Origin of the sequence: Sediminispirochaeta bajacaliforniensis DSM 16054 (assembly GCF_000378205.1) — a bacterium.
Taxonomy (GTDB): domain Bacteria; phylum Spirochaetota; class Spirochaetia; order DSM-16054; family Sediminispirochaetaceae; genus Sediminispirochaeta; species Sediminispirochaeta bajacaliforniensis.
The window spans coordinates 103,403-122,922 of the sequence record NZ_KB899413.1; the positions used below are offsets into that span (position 1 = coordinate 103,403).

18 protein-coding genes are annotated in these 19,520 nt (G+C 52.0%); 4 read left to right on the forward strand and 14 right to left on the reverse strand.

Going from position 1 to position 19,520, the window contains the following annotated elements:
• Positions 1-50: 50 nt before the first annotated feature.
• The 11 genes from F459_RS0109170 to F459_RS0109220 all read right to left on the reverse strand — a co-directional run bounded on the left by F459_RS0109170 (position 51) and on the right by F459_RS0109220 (position 11,098).
• Positions 51-1,568 carry a 2-isopropylmalate synthase gene (locus tag F459_RS0109170; protein WP_020612439.1) on the reverse strand — a complete coding sequence of 506 codons (1,518 nt, stop codon included), beginning with the start codon at positions 1,566-1,568 and terminating at the stop codon, positions 51-53.
• Positions 1,552-3,228 carry a citramalate synthase gene (cimA, locus tag F459_RS0109175; protein ID WP_020612440.1) on the reverse strand — a complete coding sequence of 559 codons (1,677 nt, stop codon included), beginning with the start codon at positions 3,226-3,228 and terminating at the stop codon, positions 1,552-1,554. Before cimA ends, F459_RS0109170 begins: the two co-directional genes overlap by 17 nt.
• Positions 3,225-4,964 (reverse strand): dihydroxy-acid dehydratase, encoded by a 1,740-nt coding sequence (gene ilvD / locus F459_RS0109180; protein WP_020612441.1) that lies wholly within the window; start codon positions 4,962-4,964, stop codon positions 3,225-3,227. Before ilvD ends, cimA begins: the two co-directional genes overlap by 4 nt.
• A 66-nt stretch (positions 4,965-5,030) precedes the next feature.
• On the reverse strand, positions 5,031-6,041 hold the full coding sequence (gene ilvC / locus F459_RS0109185; protein WP_020612442.1) for a ketol-acid reductoisomerase: 1,011 nt from the start codon (positions 6,039-6,041) through the stop codon (positions 5,031-5,033).
• Positions 6,042-6,092: 51 nt separating this feature from the next.
• Entirely contained in the window at positions 6,093-6,602 is a 510-nt protein-coding gene (ilvN, locus tag F459_RS0109190) for an acetolactate synthase small subunit (protein ID WP_013254196.1), read from the reverse strand.
• 20 nt (positions 6,603-6,622) lie between these two features.
• Positions 6,623-8,305, reverse strand: coding sequence for a biosynthetic-type acetolactate synthase large subunit (gene ilvB / locus F459_RS0109195; protein WP_020612443.1), 1,683 nt, complete (start codon positions 8,303-8,305; stop codon positions 6,623-6,625).
• A 129-nt stretch (positions 8,306-8,434) separates the two neighbouring features.
• Positions 8,435-8,599 carry a hypothetical protein gene (locus tag F459_RS24120; RefSeq protein ID WP_020612444.1) on the reverse strand — a complete coding sequence of 55 codons (165 nt, stop codon included), beginning with the start codon at positions 8,597-8,599 and terminating at the stop codon, positions 8,435-8,437.
• A gap of 60 nt (positions 8,600-8,659) precedes the next feature.
• Complete coding sequence (locus F459_RS0109205) at positions 8,660-9,277, reverse strand: hypothetical protein (protein WP_245540134.1); 618 nt, start codon at positions 9,275-9,277, stop codon at positions 8,660-8,662.
• Between the two features lie 3 nt (positions 9,278-9,280).
• The gene (locus F459_RS0109210; protein WP_020612446.1) at positions 9,281-9,793 is read right to left on the reverse strand and encodes a Gx transporter family protein; all 513 of its coding nucleotides are present in this window, start codon (positions 9,791-9,793) and stop codon (positions 9,281-9,283) included.
• Positions 9,783-10,061, reverse strand: coding sequence for a hypothetical protein (locus F459_RS0109215; RefSeq protein ID WP_020612447.1), 279 nt, complete (start codon positions 10,059-10,061; stop codon positions 9,783-9,785). Before F459_RS0109215 ends, F459_RS0109210 begins: the two co-directional genes overlap by 11 nt.
• On the reverse strand, positions 10,058-11,098 hold the full coding sequence (locus F459_RS0109220; RefSeq protein ID WP_026294976.1) for an FAD:protein FMN transferase: 1,041 nt from the start codon (positions 11,096-11,098) through the stop codon (positions 10,058-10,060). Before F459_RS0109220 ends, F459_RS0109215 begins: the two co-directional genes overlap by 4 nt.
• A gap of 167 nt (positions 11,099-11,265) precedes the next feature.
• Here F459_RS0109220 and F459_RS0109225 point away from each other — a divergent pair, with 167 nt between their 5' ends.
• Together F459_RS0109225 and F459_RS0109230 are read left to right on the forward strand one after the other, a co-directional pair.
• A complete protein-coding gene (locus tag F459_RS0109225; RefSeq protein WP_020612449.1) occupies positions 11,266-13,350 on the forward strand; it encodes an FAD-dependent oxidoreductase in 2,085 nt (694 codons plus the stop codon).
• Entirely contained in the window at positions 13,351-14,319 is a 969-nt protein-coding gene (locus tag F459_RS0109230) for a polyprenyl synthetase family protein (RefSeq protein WP_020612450.1), read from the forward strand.
• Here F459_RS0109230 and F459_RS0109235 read toward each other — a convergent pair.
• A complete protein-coding gene (locus tag F459_RS0109235; RefSeq protein ID WP_169517943.1) occupies positions 14,316-16,106 on the reverse strand; it encodes a methyl-accepting chemotaxis protein in 1,791 nt (596 codons plus the stop codon). The two genes, F459_RS0109230 and F459_RS0109235, sit on opposite strands and share 4 nt — an antisense overlap.
• A gap of 168 nt (positions 16,107-16,274) precedes the next feature.
• On the opposite strand from F459_RS0109235, the gene F459_RS23590 reads away from it, so the two are divergent.
• Together F459_RS23590 and F459_RS0109245 are read left to right on the forward strand one after the other, a co-directional pair.
• The gene (locus tag F459_RS23590) at positions 16,275-16,556 is read left to right on the forward strand and encodes an HPr family phosphocarrier protein (RefSeq protein WP_020612452.1); all 282 of its coding nucleotides are present in this window, start codon (positions 16,275-16,277) and stop codon (positions 16,554-16,556) included.
• Positions 16,553-16,918, forward strand: coding sequence for a cupin domain-containing protein (locus F459_RS0109245; protein ID WP_020612453.1), 366 nt, complete (start codon positions 16,553-16,555; stop codon positions 16,916-16,918). Before F459_RS23590 ends, F459_RS0109245 begins: the two co-directional genes overlap by 4 nt.
• On the opposite strand, the gene F459_RS0109250 is transcribed toward F459_RS0109245, so the two are convergent.
• Together F459_RS0109250 and ettA are read right to left on the reverse strand one after the other, a co-directional pair.
• Positions 16,881-17,813, reverse strand: a complete 933-nt coding sequence (locus F459_RS0109250) for a carbohydrate kinase family protein (protein WP_020612454.1) — start codon at positions 17,811-17,813, stop codon at positions 16,881-16,883. The two genes, F459_RS0109245 and F459_RS0109250, sit on opposite strands and share 38 nt — an antisense overlap.
• A 2-nt stretch (positions 17,814-17,815) precedes the next feature.
• Positions 17,816-19,501, reverse strand: a complete 1,686-nt coding sequence (gene ettA, locus F459_RS0109255) for an energy-dependent translational throttle protein EttA (protein ID WP_020612455.1) — start codon at positions 19,499-19,501, stop codon at positions 17,816-17,818.
• Positions 19,502-19,520 lie beyond the last annotated feature (19 nt).

Genomic DNA, 19,520 nt, shown 5'->3' on the forward strand with positions numbered 1-19,520 from the left:
TGTATTGTCTCATCACGTTTCGTTGCTTCATGTTTTTGTATGTCCACTTCTCACCGCTTACGCAGCTCAAAACGATTAACAGCATTCAGGTAGGCCATGGCAGAGGCCTCGATAATATCCGTTGACGAGGCCTTTCCCCCGTAGGTAGCGCCCTCTATCTCAACCTCAAGCTTTACCTCTCCCTGAGCATCCTTTCCCGATCCAATGGCGTGGATAATGTACTCTTTCAGTTTGGCGTTTATGCCGACACACTCATCTATGGCATTAAAGACCGCATCAACGGGGCCATCGCCGGTTGCCGAGGCAACCTTTTCTCCTGCCTCGGAACGTACCTTTACCGTGGCTCCGGGGATGAGACTGTTACCGGTAAATGTATGAAAATACAACAGGGAGAAGCCCTTCACCACCCCACCTAAAACGGTACCGACGATGGAAAAGAGATCTTCGTCGTACACCTCTTTCTTTTTATCCGCAACCGCGGTAAAGCGGGCAAAGACATCCTCAAATTGCTGACGGGTCAGTTTTATATTGTACTGGGAAAGCTTATCTTCCAGCGCATGCTTTCCTGAGTGGCGCCCCATGATGATGGTTTCGCTGGACCTTCCGATCCGTTCCGGCTTCATAATCTCATAGGTTTCCCGCTTATTGAGTACCCCATGCTGATGTATCCCGGATTCGTGAACAAAGACATTGTCTCCGAAGATCGGCTTATTTCGCGGGATCAACAATCCGGTAATGCTTTGAAGCAGTTTCCCCGTGGGATAGAGATACTCGGTGTGAACCCCGGTTTCGACATCGAACATGTCTTTTCTTACATCGAGGCTCATAATAAGCTCTTCCATGGGACAGTTTCCCGCCCTCTCCCCTATACCGTTAAGGGTAACCTCAACCTGACTGGCTCCACTGCGAACAGCAGCCAGGCTGTTTGCCAGGGCAAGGCCCAGATCGTTATGACAATGAACAGAGAGATCAACCGAACCGTTGGAAAACTGAGGGACCTGTTCGACAAGAAAGCTTATAAGCTCTCCGAATTCTTTAGGAACCGCGTAACCGACGGTATCGGGAATATTGATGCTGGTGGCACCGCACTCGATGGCAGTTTTTACCACCTCGACAAGGTAATCAGGCTCGGTACGGCTGGCATCCTCAGGACTGAATTCCATCCGTGAAAAGCCTTTTCCACCGTAATTAAGGCATTCCCGGACCGTATCGAGAATCTCCTCCTTACTTTTCTTCAGTTTGTACTCCCGGTGCAGGGGACTGGTGGCGATGAAAATATGGAGCATGGGATGGGCGGCATCCCGAAGTGCATCATAGGCGGCGTCAATATCACGCTGTACACAGCGGGCCAGTCCCACGACTTCCGCCTTCTTTACCGTTGCACTGACCCGTTGAACGGCCTCGAACTGCACAGGACTTGAAACGGGAAAGCCCGCTTCAATCCTATCGACACCAAGGCGCTCCAGGGCACTGGCCATCTTTATTTTCTGCTCCAGCGACATGGATGCGCCGGGGGATTGTTCGCCATCTCTCAGGGTTGTATCGAAAATCTTAATTCTGCGCGGCATACGCCACCTCCTTATCCACTTCAATGCTCCCGCCGCCGGAATGGCGGCGGGATTCATCCTCTTTCTTCAGTTTATAAATAAGCGAATCACAAAGAGCATGCCATGATGCATCCAGGATATTGTCGGAAACACCCACGGTGGTCCAATGATCGACCCCGTCGGTGCTGCTTATCATGACTCGTGTGGTCGCATTCGTGCCAGCCTCTTCATTGAGAATTCGCACCTTATAGTCCGAAAGCTTTACCGTCCCAAGAACGGGGTAAAATTTTTCAAGAACCTTCCTAAGGGCCCTGTCAAGGGCCTCCACAGGGCCGCTTCCGTCGGCCGAGGTGTGTTCCACGGGATCGGAATAGCCGCCGGATAGGCTGACCTCTTCGGGAACCGCTGCCTTGATGGTGGCTTCGGACCAGGACTTGCCATCTCCCTCCGCCCAGGTAAGAACCCTGAAGCCCTGAAGGGTAAAGTAATCCTTCAAGGTCCCCAGTTCCCTTGCCGAAAGCAGTTCAAAGGATGCATCGGCACCCTCGAAATGATAGCCTCTGGCCTCCAACTCCTTCACCGCTTTGAGGATTCCTGCGGTCCGTTTCGGATCGTCGGAAAGATCGATCCCCAGCTTTTTCACCTTCTCAAGAACATTGCTCTTCCCCGATAGTTCGCTGATAGTCACGATACGGTCGTTGCCTACAAGCTCGGGGGAAACATGTTCATAACAGCGGCTATTTTTCCGAACTGCAGAGACATGGATACCTCCCTTATGCGCAAAGGCATTCCGTCCGACATAGGGAAGCCAGTCGGGCTGGCTTCGGTTCGCCGCCTCGCTGACAAGATGACTTATATGAGTAAGCTTTTCCAGTTGTCCCTCGGGAAGACAGTGAAAGTTTCCTTTCAATTCAAGATTGGGGATCACGCTGCAGAGATTGGCATTCCCGCATCGCTCTCCAAGACCGTTTATCGTTCCCTGCACCATTCTTGCCCCCGCACCGACGGCGACGAGGCTGTTGGCAACGGCAAGCTCACTATCGTTGTGGGCGTGAATACCGAGGGGAACGGTAACCCGGGCGGCGGCTGCCTCCTGCGCTTCAAGAATCTCCGAAGGCAGGGAACCGCCATTGGTATCACAAAGGGCAATCCAGTCCGCCCCCGCCGACGCCGCTGCTTCGATGACCGCCAGGGCATAGCCCCGGTCGGCCTTGAAGCCGTCGAAAAAATGCTCCGCATCGAAAACGATCTTCTCAAAACGGCCGCGAAGATAGGCGATGGTCGAGGAAACCATTGCAAGGTTTTCATCCAGCGAGGTTTCAAGAGCCTCGGTTACATGGAGGTCCCAACTTTTACCGAAGATCGCCACCGCCGGTACCCCTGTCTCGCAAAGGGTCCTGATATTGGTGTCCTCTTCCACCGCCATATTCTTCATCCGCGTGGAGCTGAAGGCGGTCAGACTGGCATGGGAAAGAGGTGCCTTTTTCATCTCGTGAAAGAAAGCGACATCCTTGGGATTGCTCCCGGGCCAGCCCCCCTCGATGAAATCGACACCAAGTTGGTCCAGTCCCCGGGCGATCCTGATTTTATCCTCCACCGAAAAGGCGACACCCCTGGTCTGGGCGCCATCCCTGAGGGTGGTATCAAAGATCATGATCTTTTCACGCGAAGAATCACTCATGACGTTTCTCCCGATTGAAGCCGCTTCACCGACTCGGAGGCAGCCTCAACAAAATCCTTACGGTAGATGGCCCCCTCGGCGGCACTGCCGACAAATATCGAATAGCGTGCAAGATAACCATCGGGATTGTGCTTGGCGGTCACAGGTTTTCCGGCCGAGGCCGCAGCCAAGGCACCTGCACGCCGTTTCTTTTCGTCCTCCCCCACCAGGAGGTCGAGGCTACGTTTGTTGAAATCGACTCGTATGCGATCTCCCTCCTGAACAAGGCCGATGGGGCCTCCATTTGCCGCCTCGGGAGAAACGTGGCCGATAACCGCTCCCGTCGACCCGCCGGAAAAGCGACCGTCCGTGATCAAAACGACTTTCTCTATCAAGCCCAGGCCGACGATGGCGCTTGTGGGGCTGAGCATCTCACGCATACCCGGGCCGCCTTTGGGGCCTTCGTTACGAATCACAACAACATCTCCGCTTTTCACCTTACCGGCCAGGATGGCCTCGGTCGCGACTTCCCCATCTTCATAAACAACGGCAGGCCCTTCGTGAACGCGGAGGGCTTCAGGAACCCCGGCAAGTTTGACAACGGCGCCGTCCGGTGCAAGCGAACCGTGAAGGACGGCAAGCCCCCCTTCCGCATGATATGGATGGCCTACAGGACGAACCACCTCATCATCCCAAACCCGGGAAGCATCGGCAATCTCACCGATGGTTTTTCCGGTCACGCTTTTCGCATCCCTTTTTAATTCTCCCAACTCGTTGAGACGGGAAAGAATCGCACCGATGCCGCCCGCGGCCTCCAAATCCTGGATATGGTGTTTTCCCACAGGGGAGAGATTGCAGAGATGGGGAATCCTGCGGCCGAGCAGGTCGAAGTTGTCGATTGAGAAATCAACATCGAAAGCCTTGGCTATGGCAGGAAGGTGCAGTGCGGTATTGGAAGAGCCGCCAAGGGCGAGGTCTGCGGCAACGGCGTTCATAAAAGAATCTCCGGTTGCAATATCTCTGGGGCAGATACCCTCTTCCACCAGCCTGACCACCGCCATTCCGGCCTCCTTGGCAAGGCGGATGCGACCGGAATCGACGGCAGGAATGGTTCCGTTTCCGGGAAGGGCAAGCCCAAGCACTTCGGCAAGGGAGTTCATGGAGTTTGCGGTAAAAAGACCGGAACAGCTTCCCGCTCCCGGACAGGCATAGCTTTCGATAGCGGTCAGCTCATCATCGTCGATATCGCCCTGGGCGTGGCGCCCTACCGCTTCGAAGACCGAGATAAGATCCAGGCTCTTGCCGTGGTAGTTACCGGCAAGCATGGGACCGCCGCTTATCAGAACCGAAGGGATATTGAGTCTCCCCATGGCCATAAGCATACCCGGAGTTATTTTATCGCAGTTGGAAATAAAGACCATACCGTCGAAGGGGTGGCCTTCGGCCACGATCTCGATGGAATCGGCAATGAGTTCCCGGCTGGGCAGGGAGTAGTACATCCCCTTATGATCCATGGCGATCCCGTCACAGACACCGATGGTGGAAAATCGCAGGGGCGTGGCGCCGGCCATTCGAACACCGGCCTTTACCGCATCCTCAACCTGAGCGAGGTGCATATGACCGGGAATGAGTTCACTCGCCGACGAGGCAATCCCGATAATAGGACCGGCAATCTCCCGGTCGGTGAGTCCCAGCGCCTTCATCAAAGATCGGTGGGGAGCCCGTTTCGATCCCAGTTTCATTTTATCACTTCGCATAGTTCCCTTCTCCTTTGTTTCGAAAAACCCCGGCGACCCTGGCCGCCGGAGTTTCTTCATGGTTTTCTATTCTTCGATCTCGATATCGCTTTTCAGCCAACTCATCATCGATCGAAGCTGCGCACCAACAGCCTCGTTCTGGCTGTTTCGCGCATTCTGTCTCATGGCGTAAAATGACGGACGACCGGCCCTATTCTCAAGGATCCAGTCCCGGGCGAATCGACCGCTCTGGATATCCTCGAGGATTCCCTTCATCGCTTTCTTGGTCTCGTCGGTCACCAGTTTTCCCTGCGTGATATAATCGCCGTACTCTGCGGTGTTGCTGATGGAGTGCCGCATAAGGGTCATGCCACCTTCGTAGATAAGGTCTACAATCAGCTTCATTTCGTTGATACACTCGAAATAGGCCATCTCAGGCTGATATCCGGCCTCGACAAGGGTATCGAATCCCGCCTTCATCAGGCTGGTGACGCCACCGCACAAAACGGCCTGCTCACCAAAAAGATCGGTCTCGGTCTCTTCACGAAAACTGGTCTCAAACACCCCGGCACGGGTACAGCCGATTCCCTTTGCATAGGCCAGAGCCCGAGGCTCGGCCTTACCGGTTTCATCTTTATGAACGGCTACAAGTCCGGGGACCCCTCTGCCCGCCTCGAACTCACGTCGAACGATGTGCCCGGGCCCTTTGGGAGCGACAAGGGAGACATCCACACCCTTAGGGGCAACGATCTGGTGGAAGTGAATTGCAAAACCGTGGGCGAACATCAGCATATTTCCAGCCTCAAGCCCCGGAGCAATTTCCTTGGCATAAATCTCTGCCTGAAGCTCATCGGGAAGCAGCACCATAACGACGTCTCCCCGCTTGGCAGCCTCCTCGACGGTGTAAACGGGGATGCCGTAGGCTTCCGCCTTTTTCCAGCTCCTACTGCCTTTCCGTAGGCCGACAATGACGTCCACGCCGCTGTCTTTCAGACTCATCGCGTGGGCGTGCCCCTGACTTCCAAAACCTAAGACCGCAACCGTCTCGTTCTTTAGTGCCGAAAGGTCCGCGTCCTTGTCGTAAAAAATCTTTGCCATCTTTTGTTCTCCTTTACAAACAAATTCCGTTTCATCTATGCAATCCCGCAGCTATCGGGTCTGCTTCTTTTCCCACCGGTTCATCGCAACGATGCCGGTTCTCGCCACCTCAACCACCTGCTGAGGTGGAAAAAGGCCGATAAACGAGTCCACTTTTTCACTGCTTCCGACGATCTCCACAACAAAGCCGCCGGGGCCGGAATCGATCACCTGGCCCTTGAATACGTTGACCATCTGCAGAACCTCATTCCGAGATCCGTTGGTGGCCCTGAGTTTGATAAGTCCAATCTCTCGTTCAACCTTATTGCGCGGGTCAATGGGACTCACCTTTACCGTATCGACGATCTTGTAAAGCTGTTTCTGAATCTGTTCCACACTCTGGTCATCGCCCTTTACAATGATGGTGAGCCTGAACATATCGGGATCTTTGGTCGGCCCGGCAGCGATCGACTCGATATTAAAGCCCCTCCTGGTAATCAGACTGGTCAGCTTCGAAAGAACCCCCGGGTGGTTGTTCACCAACACGGAAATGGTGTGATCGGTATATTCTTCTTCGCGCATACGCCTCTCCTTTCTATCGATCAGATCTTCTCAACAACTTGTTCAAGGGGTTTACCCGCAGGGACCATCGGAAGGACGTTTGCCGACGGACTGACATGGGCATGAAGCAGCATCGGCCCCTCGCATTCGGCAAGTTCCCTGAGAACATCTTGCGCATCCTTGGCATCCCGGAGCGTGCGGCCGTGGATGCCGAAGACCTCGGCAAGGGCGGCAAAATCGGGATTATCATCCATGACGGTACCGGCGTAACGCTTCTCGAAGAGAAGCTCCTGCCATTGGCGAACCATTCCGAGATAACCGTTGTCTATCACCAGCATCTTTACAGGAAGACGATAACGCCTGATGGTGGCAAGCTCCTGAAGGTTCATCTGAAAACCTCCGTCGCCGCTTATCATCAACACCGGTTTGTCGGGATTTCCGACAGCCGCCCCTATTGCCGCGGGAAGGCCGAAGCCCATGGTCCCAAGTCCCCCGCTGGTAAGAAAGGAGCGTCCCCTGGAAAAGCCGAAAAACAGGGCGGCCCACATCTGGTTCTGTCCCACATCCGTGACGACTATGGTCTCTTTGGGGAAAATTTCCCCGGCAAGCTGGATCAATCGTTGCGGGGCCAGCCCCCCGGGATTCTTCGGATCCTCGGCAACCAGAGGGTGGGCGGATCGATACTCGACGAGTTCGCGGATCCACTGTTCGGAATCAACCGGAATATCGGCCTTGTTCAAATCCCCCAGCACCGATTGGATCGTACCGACGATGGGAAGGTCGGCCTTGATGCTCTTTCCGATCTCTGCGGGATCAATGTCCACATGGACCAGTTTTGCCTTCGGGGCAAAACCTGCCCCGTCACCGACGATACGGTCTGAAAAACGGACCCCAAGGGCAAGGATGAGATCGGCATGTTGAACGGCATAATTACCGTAGAGGGTACCATGCATTCCGATAGGTCCAAGAAGCAGCTCACTTCGCTTCGGCATCACGCCATGCCCCATAAGGGTACAGACAACGGGAATACCCTTCTCGTCCGCAAGACGATTCACCATTTCCGTTGCTCCGGAAAGATTGACACCACCGCCGGCGATGATCAAAGGTTTACGTGACTGTTTCAACATGCCGATGACCGACTTAATCTGCTTCGGATGGCCGTTCATGTTCGGCTTGTATCCTCGTAGCTCAATCGTATCCGGATAGTCAAAGGAGACATCCTGGGCCTGTACATCCCCGGGGATATCGATAACCACAGGGCCGGGGCGGCCGGTGGTTGCAAGGTGAAAGGCCTTCTTTACCGTATAGGCGATCTCACTTGCATCCCGTACCAGAAAATTGGCCTTTGTGATCGGCATGGTAATTCCAACTACATCTGCTTCCTGAAAAGCATCGCTTCCGATTTGATCTAGGTTGACCTGCCCGGTTATGACAACCATGGGAACGGAATCCATATAGGCTGTCGCAATGCCGGTGACAGTGTTGGTGGCGCCGGGACCGGAGGTAACAATAACAACACCAGGCCTGCCGGTGGAGCGGGCATAGCCATCAGCCGCATGGGTCCCCCCTTGCTCATGACGGGGGAGAATCAAACGGACACGATCCTCAAATTCCTGCAGTTGATCAAAGATGGAAATAACTTTCCCGCCGGTATAGGCAAAAATCGTGTCCACACCTTCGAGTAAAAGACTTTCAACCAATATTCGTGCACCTTTCAAGATCATAACCTCCTTGATCTTCCCCGGGCACGACAAAACCTCTCCGGCATTCCCGGTGCATATGGATGCACCTTCCGGGAGGGAGACAGCGAGTCAGTTTCGTCGTTCGGGGTAATTTAGGTCAGGTAACCGAGCCTAACAGGCTTGGTTACCTGCCGCCATACTCGAACGGCGAAACTTTCCAATAATGGATAGAATAATAATCGAAATTGGTAGGCTGGAGAGGAGGATGTTTACGATAATAATAATGCTCATAACCGGGACAATAAGGTTTATGGACCGAGCAATAATCGTAAACATACCTTGGACTCCTTAAAGGAAAAATCTTAGAACTAAGGGTATCGGGGGGGAAAAAACGTGTCAAGCCTTTACAACTTGTGAAATCACAAAAAGCGTCCAGAAGAGGAGAATCAGGACCACAATATAGATACGAATCCCGATCAGAGGCACCGCAGCCTCCCTCCTCTTCCCGGCAAGGGGGTCAGCCGGTGACTCGTCAGCCTCTTCAAAGCAAAAAAGAAGGATCTGATCCAGCCGCTTTCCAAGGTGAGTAAGGGCATACCAGAAACCCTTCTCTTTCGCCGGAGGATCGAAGTCTATAATTTTCTCAAAATAATACAGGGTCCTGGCGACAAGAGCTCCCCCCTTTCCTGGAAGGGCGAGGGATGCGCTTATCGAAGAACGGGAAAGGTAGACAAGGCCGATAAAGAGTAAGGCCCGCATCAGGCCCTGGACCAGAGCAACGGAGGTGACCGGGAAGGTTCCGATACGAAAGAGGACCTCCCCTACCGGAGTAAGGAGATTTGCTGCAGTGACTCCCAGCAAGAGGGCAATATTGGGAAGAAATCGGAACCGGCGCCCCAGAAGCAGGGAGTAGACGATAAGCAGGACGACTTGAATAATCCTGAAAAAAAGCGACTGCTGAAATACGAAGGCGGGAATCAAAAGGACTCCCGCCATAAAACGAAATTTATTCAATGTTCAAGCCTCCGTGAAGGTACGAGCCCAAAGGCTTCCGGCAATAAACCGATCACCGAAAAATCCCATGATGGCCCCGCTGATCAAACCGATAATCAGAAAGGGAGGGGCTATAAGAAGGGCCGCATTACCGAAAATAAAGCGGTTGGCAAGCAATATCTGCGACAAATTTCCGACAAAGGCTCCCGCCACACTAATACCGACGAGACTGATACCCTTCCTTGCAAAGCGCCGAAGCAGGACCATAACAGCAACACTGACAAGGGTTCCCGTAGCGGAAAAAAGGATGATATATGAAAAGAGTGTCCCATTTACAATCCCTTGTCCTGCAATCTTTAGAAAGGCCAAAAGCCACACGTCGCGATCATCGAAGAGGGCAAGTGCAATAAGAATCGGAATATTCGCAATTCCCAAGCGCATAAAGGGCACGGGCTTGGGTATCATAAACTCCAAGACCGAAAGGAAAAGCGCCAGCCCGCCCAAGACCGCAATGGGCTTGTGACGATCACCACTCATCAGATTCTCCGTCCACTTCATCCTCATCATCGAGGAAATCTTCGATACGGTAGCTGATCTCTTCGGGAGGATCTATAGGCACAAGATCGACAAGATGGGGCAGAATATCCGCGGCAGCTTTTCTGCTCTCGTCGGGAAATTCAAAAAAGGTAACCACCCCCTCGTCGGATTCTTCCATAATACAGCAGGCGGTAAAACTCTTGCCCATGGAAAGGTCAAGTCGGTACCACACTCCGGAAATAAGCCGGACATCGTCAAATTTACTCATTCCGTCACCTCGTTATCCTGCACAAAATGGTACCGACTGTCCTCTATCGTAAGCCACCCGTCGGGGTCGGAGGATGTCAGCACCGATTTATCTTCCATAACAAACACTGCCTGGAGAAAGGGGGTCTCTCTGGCCAGCCGCAGGCCTTTCTCCGGGCCTAAGGCAAACAACATGGTAGAGAAAGCGTCCGCCCGGGTCGAGTCCCTGGCTACAATCGTCACCGAGGCTATCCCGTTTTCTATCGGATAACCGTCGACGGTACTGAGGATATGGTGATAACGCACGCCGTCCTGAATGAAGAAACGTTCATATTTCCCGCTGGTGACAACGGCACTATCCTCGACTCGGGCAATGGCGATATAGTTTCCCCGCTCGGCGTCGGGGTCCTGAATTCCAATCTTCCAGGGCCCATCTCCGTAACGCTGCCCCATTGCAAAAACATTCCCGCCGAAGTTGATAATGGCATACGGCACCTCGCCATCCTTCAGAACCTGTGCGGCGGCATCCGCGGCATAGCCCTTGGCGATGGCTCCAAGATCGACGGCCATTCCTTTTTCCAGGAGTTCGGCTGTACGATGCTCACTATTGAGAACCAGATTGTGATAATCAATCAATGCAAGTGCATCCAAGATTTCGGGTCGCTCCGGAAGCCTTGCTGCGTCACTTCCTATTCCCCAGAGAGAGACAAGAGGCCCGACGGTGGGGTCAAAGGCACCACCCGAAAGCTGGGCATACTCCTTTGCCTTGGAAAGAAGAAAAAAGGTATCATCGGAGAGCTGCAAAGGATCCCTGCCTGCATGATCATTGAGAACCGAGATCTCCGAATCATCCAAATTCACACTCATGAGAGACTCCACACGGTGAACGGCGTCAAAGGCTTCTTGTATATGATGGGCATCCGCCTTTCGAAAGACCGTGATGGTGCAGGTTGTCCCCAAAGCAAAACGTGTCTCCGCTATAGGATCTTGCGATTTCTCCGTCCCGCATGACGATAGAATACATAGTAAGGAAAAAAAAGCATATAGACGATATTTCATGGTGCGAAAATTTCTCTTATTTCTCTTGAAAAGTCAACCTTCTGACAGAAGCATGTAGTTGCAGAAAAGATAATTATCTTCTATCATCACTAAAGCATGATCGAATCGATCATATTTAGAAAATATTCACAATAACGTGAAAATCATAACAGAATCTGGAGGAAGGAATGGGTAAAACCAAAATTGTGATTCTTGGCGGTGGATATGGGGGTGTTGAAACTGCAAAGAAATTACATAAACAGTTCAAGAAACGACCTGAGATAGAAATTACCCTTATAGACCGAAACCCCTATCATACCCTGATGACGGAACTCCACGAAGTCGCGGGAGCAAGGGTTGAGCCTGATTCGGTCAGGGTCTCCTTTGCACGTATTTTTTCCGGAAAACGAGTACATATTGTTCTCGATGAGATTACCGCTATCGACTTCACAGGAAAGAAATTAACAGGAAAAAGCGACTCTTATGAGTACGACTACCTGGTTCTTGGGACCGGTGCCGAGCCATGTTTTTTTGGTGTCCCGGGAGCACAAGAACACGCTTTCACGCTCTGGTCCTTTGAAGATGCGATGAAGATCCGTGAGCATACCGAGCGGATGTTTTTGGAAGCAAGCCAGACATCGGATCCAGAAGAGCGTAAAAAGCTTCTGACATTTGCCGTGGCTGGTGCCGGTTTTACCGGTATCGAACTGGCGGGAGAGTTGGTTGAACGGCGAAGTACACTCTGCAGAGAGTACGGCATCGATGAATCGGAAGTAAGGATCATGGTTGTCGAGGCCCTCGGTGAAATACTTCCGATCCTGCCGGAAAAGCTTCAGCAGAAAACGATGAAGTATCTCGAAAAACACGGCGTGGAAATCTGCCTCGAAAGCAGAATTACCGAAGTAACTCCCGATGGCTTTTCAACAAACAACTGTGATTCCCACGACGCAAAAACCTTTATCTGGACCTGCGGCGTTTTCGGAACGGCCTTCGGCGGGGAGTTGGATCTCGAGCAGGGACACTGTAGCAGACAGCGGGTGGATGAATATCTGAGAAGTCCGGGAAAAGAGAATGTCTTTCTTACCGGGGATATGGTGTGGTTCCTTGAAAATGAAAAGCCACTTCCCCAGATTGTAGAGACGGCATTGCAAACCGCAGAGGTGGTTGCTCACAATATTATCGCTTCCATCGAGGGAAGCCCCATGAAGGCTTTTAAGTCGAACTACCATGGTTTCATGGTCTCTATCGGTGGAAAATATGCAGTAAGCCACAACATGGGCATGTCCATGTCGGGCTTTTTCGCAATGGCCCTAAAGCACCTCATCAACGTTCATTATCTTCTTGGTCTTGCAGGTTTCAATGCGGTATGGGGCTACCTGAGACACGAAATCCTCGATATCAAAGAGGGCCGTTCTCTGGTTCGAAACCTTATCTCAGCGAAGATTCCCAATTACTGGGCATTCCCTTTGCGCCTCTGGCTTGGCCTGATGTGGGTCATCGAAGGGGTCAATAAGATCGGTGAAGGATGGTTTCATTTCTCGGCCGGTTCGAAATCGGCATGGATGTTTAGCCAGGGAGTAGTTCAGGCGGGCGTACAGGCAGTTACAGACGCAACCAGCGCCGCTTCCGCTGCAGAGGCAGGAACACAGGCTGCTCAGACTGCCACCGAGGCGGTCACTGCCGCAAGTGGTGCCGCAACAGATGCAGCCGCCACCGTGGCCCATGCAGCCTCAGATGCCGTTACAGCCGCAAGCGGTGCAGCGGCAGACGCCGCCGCAAATACGGTCAAGGCAGCTTCAGACGCTGTATCCGCCGCTTCCGATGCCGTTGCAGGTGCCGCATCCACTGCAGTTGCCTATGCCGAGCAGGTCTTCCATACTATCTGGGATACGACGAACTCTATCCTTGCCTATGATAATCCCCTGGTGACATGGTTTCGCCAAACCTTTATGGACGGCATCTTTGTTCACCTACCCTTTCAGTTGTTTCAGGTTATGGTTGTTGTCACAGAGCTTGGTATCGGTCTTGCCCTTATGGGTGGCCTTTTTACCTGGCTTGCCGCAGTTGTATCGATCGGTATGTGCCTGATCTTCACCTTGTCTGGAATGTTCAGCTGGAATCAGCTCTGGTTTGTATTCGCGGCCATTCTTATGATGGGCGGAGCAGGTCGCGGCCTAGGTCTTGACCACTGGGTAATGCCCTGGATCAAAAAGTGGTGGAATGGAACAAAATTGGCGAAAAAGAGCTACCTCTACAGTGGTGAACCCAAATAGATGAAGCAATCCGTTCTTGGTATTCCCTCCCTCGACTCCGATCTCCTTCGGGTCAGGGAGGTTATACTTACTCATATTAGAAACAGCAGCCCGACAATCAGAGAGGGACTTGAAGAGCTTATTCTTGCACAGGGTAAGATGCTCAGGCCATCCTTTCTCCTTCTCACGGCGCGATGCGGTAAGTTCTCTAAAAAAAAGGCGTACGATATAGCCGCGGCCATTGAGATGCTTCATATCGCGACACTTATTCATGACGACGTCATCGACGATGCGGATACCCGTAGGGGAGTTCCCGCCGTTCATACAAAAATAGGCATTCGAAAGGCTATTCTGATGGGGGACTACCTCTTCAGTCGCTGTTTTTCGATTGCCGCCCAATATGCGACAATTGAAAACGGCAGGTCCCTTAGCACTGCTGTTGGTTTTATCTGTCAAAGCGAAATTGATCAGTCCACAAAAGAGTACGATTTTGCCGTTTCCCGCAGGACATATCTTCGAAGAATTGCGGGAAAGACAGCAGCGCTTTTCCTTCTTGCATTTCATGCAGGAGCGAGCCAAAGCAAAATGAATAAAACTCAGGTGATGTGGGCACGACGGGCCGGGTATGCCATAGGCATGGCATTTCAGATCATCGACGACATCCTTGATTACACAGGCAGCAAAGAGGTACTTGGAAAACCTGCGGGCAGTGATCTGCGCCAAGGCGTATGTACCCTACCGTTGATTATTGCCAGAGAAACAAAGCACGCGGAAGAGATCTCCGCTTTGATTCAACGACTGCCCAATGATCCCGACGTAGTTGATGCGCTTCTTTCGATAGTGGAAGAAAGCGGGGCCCTCGCCACCGCCCGGGAGGAAGCTCGACGCTACACAGACAGGGCCATAGAGGCACTTGATCATCTTCCGGCAAACCAGGCAAGAGAGCAGCTACTTGAGCTGACCAGGACCGTCCTGGCTCGATCCTATTAATCTTCCAATCGAAACCGGCCGATTTTTTCTGCAAGAGAGGCAATCACGGCAGCAGCACTGCGGCCGGCCTCTCCCAGCTGCGTCACCCTTTCGCCCATCGACAGGACCGCTTTGCCAAGGTCTGTGGTCGCATTTTCCATGGTGGAAGCATGCCCGCCCACCTGTCCGATGGTCTTGCTTACCTTCAACGACGCATTGTCCATCTCCGCAGACCGTTCATCCATTTCCACAGATGTATCACGGATAGAGAGGATCGCTCTGGTAATTTCTCCGCTTCCGGAAAGAATCTCTTCCATTGCTCCGACGATCTCCGACATCGACGACTGAGCCCTATCGCTTTCCGCAAGGATATCCCGAAAGAGCTGTAAGGTATTGACTGCCCCCTGGTTCATCTCCACAGATCGCTTTGCAGCCGTTTCAATGGCTTCCTGAATCATATGGGCATTTTCACCTGTGCTATCGGCAAGCCTGCGAATCTCACCGGCAAGAACGGCAAAGCCCTTACCCGCCTCTCCCGCATGAGCCGCCTGGATAGCGGCATTCATCGAAAGCAGGTTAGTCTTTTCGCTTATGTCGTTAATAATAGTAACGATGTCTTTGATTTTTTCCATATCAGAAACCGTATCGGAGACCATTTTTCCGGTTGCCTCAAGCATCGCATGCCCTTTCTGAGTACTTACGGCAAGTCGGCCGGAAGCTTCCTGTCGTTCTCTTGCAATACGGGTGGCACTTGCGATTGAGGCGTTCATCTCCTCCACTGCGGCACTCGATTCACTAATCGAAGTGTTCTGAGTTGAAAGCTTCACACTGAGATCGGAAAACCCTTTTCGAAGATCTTTTAGTTCCGACTCACCAGCGGATACCATTGTGTGGAGCTGTTCCGCCTCTTCCTCAGCAGTATTGACACCAGCGACAGCCTCTTCGCGTACACGATCGGAGGTCTCAATAATACCTATCGTTTCCTTTTGACTTTCATGATGAGCAAAGATGATTTTACGAACATCATGCAATAGTTCTCTTAAGAGGATAATAAACTGATTCATCGCCTCGGCAATAGCCGAGAACTCATCCCGTCCAGACAGGACCACATCGGAAGAAATATCCCCTGTCTCAAAACGGAGAAGTTGCCGCCGGAATTCCCCTATTCTTCTATCAAGCCCCCTGATCGTTAGAAGCGAAAAAAATGTGAGTATAAAAAGAATAGCGGCAGAAACAACGATCGAGAACCGAATTGCCGAGGTTGCAAGCCGAGCATTCTGTCGAGACACCTCGTCAACAAGTGCTTTCAGGCGTACCGTAAGGGTTTCGCTTAAATAGGTTGAAAGCTGTAACACCTCTTTTGCAGCTCGATCGATGGTAAAAACCTGGTAGTAGGAGTAAGCCTCGACCAACCCGGGCAGGTAATCGGGGTAACGCTTTTCGATCTCCTCAACCTTTGCCAAAACCGATTCCAGCTGCCGTTTTGTAACATCGTATATCTCAAGAACATCTTTGGTTTCCCGGGGAGCCGTCTTAACACTCGCTGTAAGATACGTTTCGATTCTATCATCGACACGACGGACCTGTGCGGTAACCTCAGGAAGCGTATCGTGTAAGTCCTCGGTAAGCAGGATCTCCTTCGTAAGGTTGCTTAACTCATGGAGTTCGCCTATGAGGCTGGTTCCTTCAAGGCCGATATGGTATTCGGACATAAGTGTCCGGATGGAAAGGGTCAGTACAAATCCGGCACAGACAAAACCGACTAAAAAAACAACATTCAGTAAGAGCAATTTTGAACGAACTTTCATGGAATAATAGTATCTGACTTTTTCTTTGTAGTAAATAGTGTCCGGAATCCTGGTGGCATCCACCGATTGGCTATCTTCCCTCGTATGCCTGGGGCTGAGAATCACCAGGATTCGGAACACTACCCTTTGCTCTGGTAAAATGTTCGTGACTTTTATATACTTTCCGTTATGGTTCAGCGTTCTGCAGTGATACAAAACAAGGCGGGAATTCATGTTCGGCCTTCCGGTGTCATTATGAATGAGGTCTCGCCGTACGAAGGGAAAGTCATCCTGGAAAAAGAGGATGTCGAGGTCGAATTGACAAGCATCATGGCATTGCTTTCCCTCGGCCTTGTCCAGGGTGACAGGATAACAATCCGCATTGAAGGTCCCGACGAAAATAAAACGGCAGAGAAACTGGTAGAGTTGTTTCAACACAATTTTGACTATCCTGGGAGGGAATCGGGATGATTATTAGACAGGCGTCGATGCGCAACGAAGTGAAAGAGCACATGAGGGACGGAGCAGGTACTGTCGCTTTACGTCATTTGCTCTCACCGGAGCAGGTACCGGGAGGACGTCTTTTCAGTGAGCTGACTCTTGCTCCCGGCTCGTCTATCGGACAACATACCCACACGGGAGAAACCGAATACTATTACATTCTTGAGGGGGCAGGAGAAGTCGACGAAGGGGGCGGACCTATAGCGATAGCAGCCGGAGATTTGGTGGTGACCGGCAACGGGGAAAGTCACAGCATTAGAAACGACGGAGATACGCCCCTTCGCTTTATCGCTCTCATTCTCTTCGACCAGGAGAATCGTTCATCGCACTGATGTCATCAAGGATCCACCCCGTATATGTGGGGACGGCACCGCTGCTGCCTGCGACGAAACTGCTTAGTCTGCTTGCAAAGCGAAGGGCCTTTGCTTTGCTCAGCCCCTTGAGATAGGCAGTCAGGAAGGCGGCCGAGAAACTGTCTCCCGCTCCCACGGTATCCACAACGGGGATATCAACAATTGGCTCGTCGTAGCGCACCTTTCCGTCAAAGAGTGTCGATCCATCTTTCCCTTTGGTTATACATATCATCCGGACGGGAAAGGTATCAAAAATGGCTTTACAAAACTCCTCCTCCCTCATGGTTCGGGAAAACAGAGCATCGGAGACTATGGGAACCTCTTCGTCATTCAATTTAAGAATAGTGGTAAGCATAAGGGACTCATGGAGAATTTCCGCTGAATAATAGCTGAGTCTGAGATTTACATCAAAAAAGCGCTCGCGTGCATTGCTGTGATCCACAAGCTCTTTGAGCACCTGACGATTTGGCCCGCTTCGTTGGGCAAGGGTACCGAAAATAAAGAGATCCCAATTGCGATTCGAGATAGCCTCCAAAGCCGCATCCGAAAGGGTTATCGCATCCCAGGCAACGTTCTCAACGATTTCGTACTCCGGTTTGCCTTGAGCATCAAGGGTAACAGGAACCGTTCCCGTAGCCAGATAAGGATGAATATTGATAAACCTATTGTCAATACCGAGGAGCTTCACCTTTTCGAGGGCTGCAGTCCCAAGGCGATCCTTGCCGACGGCCGAAGCTATTGAGACTTCTCCGCCGAGGGCCGCCATATGCGCGGCGAGATTGAAGGGGGCCCCGCCGATATGGGGTTCTTGATCTATAATATCCCAGAGGATCTCTCCAAAAGCAAGTGCATGAATTGTGCCGTGTTTCTCCATTATCAGTCCCTTGTAAGTTTTCGAAATTTAATCCTGTGAGGAATGAGAGCATCATCACCAAGTCGGCGACGACGGTCCGCAGCATATTCGCTGTAATTACCTTCAAACCAGAAAACCTTGCTTTCTCCCTCGAATGCAAGAATATGGCTCGCTATCCTGTCCAGAAACCAGCGGTCATGGCTGACCACCATAACCGATCCCCCGAAGTCGATAAGGCCTTCCTCCAAAGCCCGCATGGTATTAACGTCCAGATCGTTTGTAGGCTCATCGAGTAGTAAAAGATTGGCACCGCTTTTAAGTATCATGGCAAGTTGTACCCGATTTCGTTCTCCACCGGAAAGGTTCTGCAACTTTTTCTGCTGGTCCGCTCCCAGAAAGTTGAACTGAGCAACATAGGCCCTGCTGTTGACACTTCTCTTTCCAAGCGGAATTTCATCTTCACCGCCAGAAATCTGTTCCCAGACACTCTTCTCCGGGTCAAGAGAGGCTCGGGTCTGTTCCACATAGGCAAGACGTACGCTCTCGCCGATACGAAGCGTTCCCGAATCGGGAACCTCACTGCCCGTCATCATACGAAACAACGTTGTTTTTCCTGCTCCATTCGGACCGACAATACCGACAATTGCACCAGGCGGAACAGAAAAGCTCATATCTTCTACCAGAATATTTTCGCCGTACGCCTTGGAAACGGCTTGGGCCGATACCACCAGGGAACCTAAACGTGGCCCCGGCGGTATGTAGATTTGGAGATCACGATCCCGCTGTGTGGATTCCTGGGAGAGTAGTGATTCGTAGGCGTTGACCCTTGCTTTTCCCTTGGCATGTCGCCCCTTCGGCGCCATTTTTATCCACTCAAGTTCCCGCTCAAGGGTTTTTCGGCGACTGGTTTCCTGCTTTTCTTCGGTAGCCAGCCGTCGGTTCTTTTGCTCGAGCCAACTCGAATAGTTTCCCTTCCAGGGAATTCCTTTTCCACGGTCCAATTCGAGAATCCAGCCCGCCACATTATCAAGAAAATAGCGGTCATGGGTGACCGCTATAACGGTGCCGCTATATGTTTGCAGATGATGTTCGAGCCAGGCAACGGTTTCTGCATCAAGATGGTTTGTCGGCTCATCAAGCAGAAGGATATCGGGCCTTTGAAGGAGCAGCCGACACAGGGCGACGCGCCGACGTTCTCCACCGGAAAGGGAATCAACGATCTGATCTTGAGGTGGGCAACGAAGGGCATCCATGGCAAGTTCAAGCCGGCTGTCGAGATTCCAGGCATCAAGATGATCCAATGCCTCCTGAACCTCACCCAGGCGGGCAAGCACTTTTTCCATCTGTGTATCATCCATCGGTTCGGAAAAGCTCTCATTGATCGCATCATATTCGGCAAGAAGGGCAACAAGCTCCTGGACACCCTCTTCAACAATTTCACGAACAGAAGCGCCCTTTCTCAGCCGAGGTTCCTGCTCAAGGTACCCGATGGAAAGACCGGGAGCCAGAATGGTCTGACCATCGAAATCTTTGTCGGCCCTGGCAAGAATCTTCAAGAGTGAGCTTTTACCCGCTCCATTGAGACCAAGGACTCCTATCTTTGCACCGTAGAAGTAGGATAGGGAGATTGAGTCGAGAATCGTTTTGGGTCCGTGCCGCTTACTGACACGGACCATCGAATAGATGATCTTCCGATCGTCGTCGGCCATGAAATGCTCCTGTCATCCG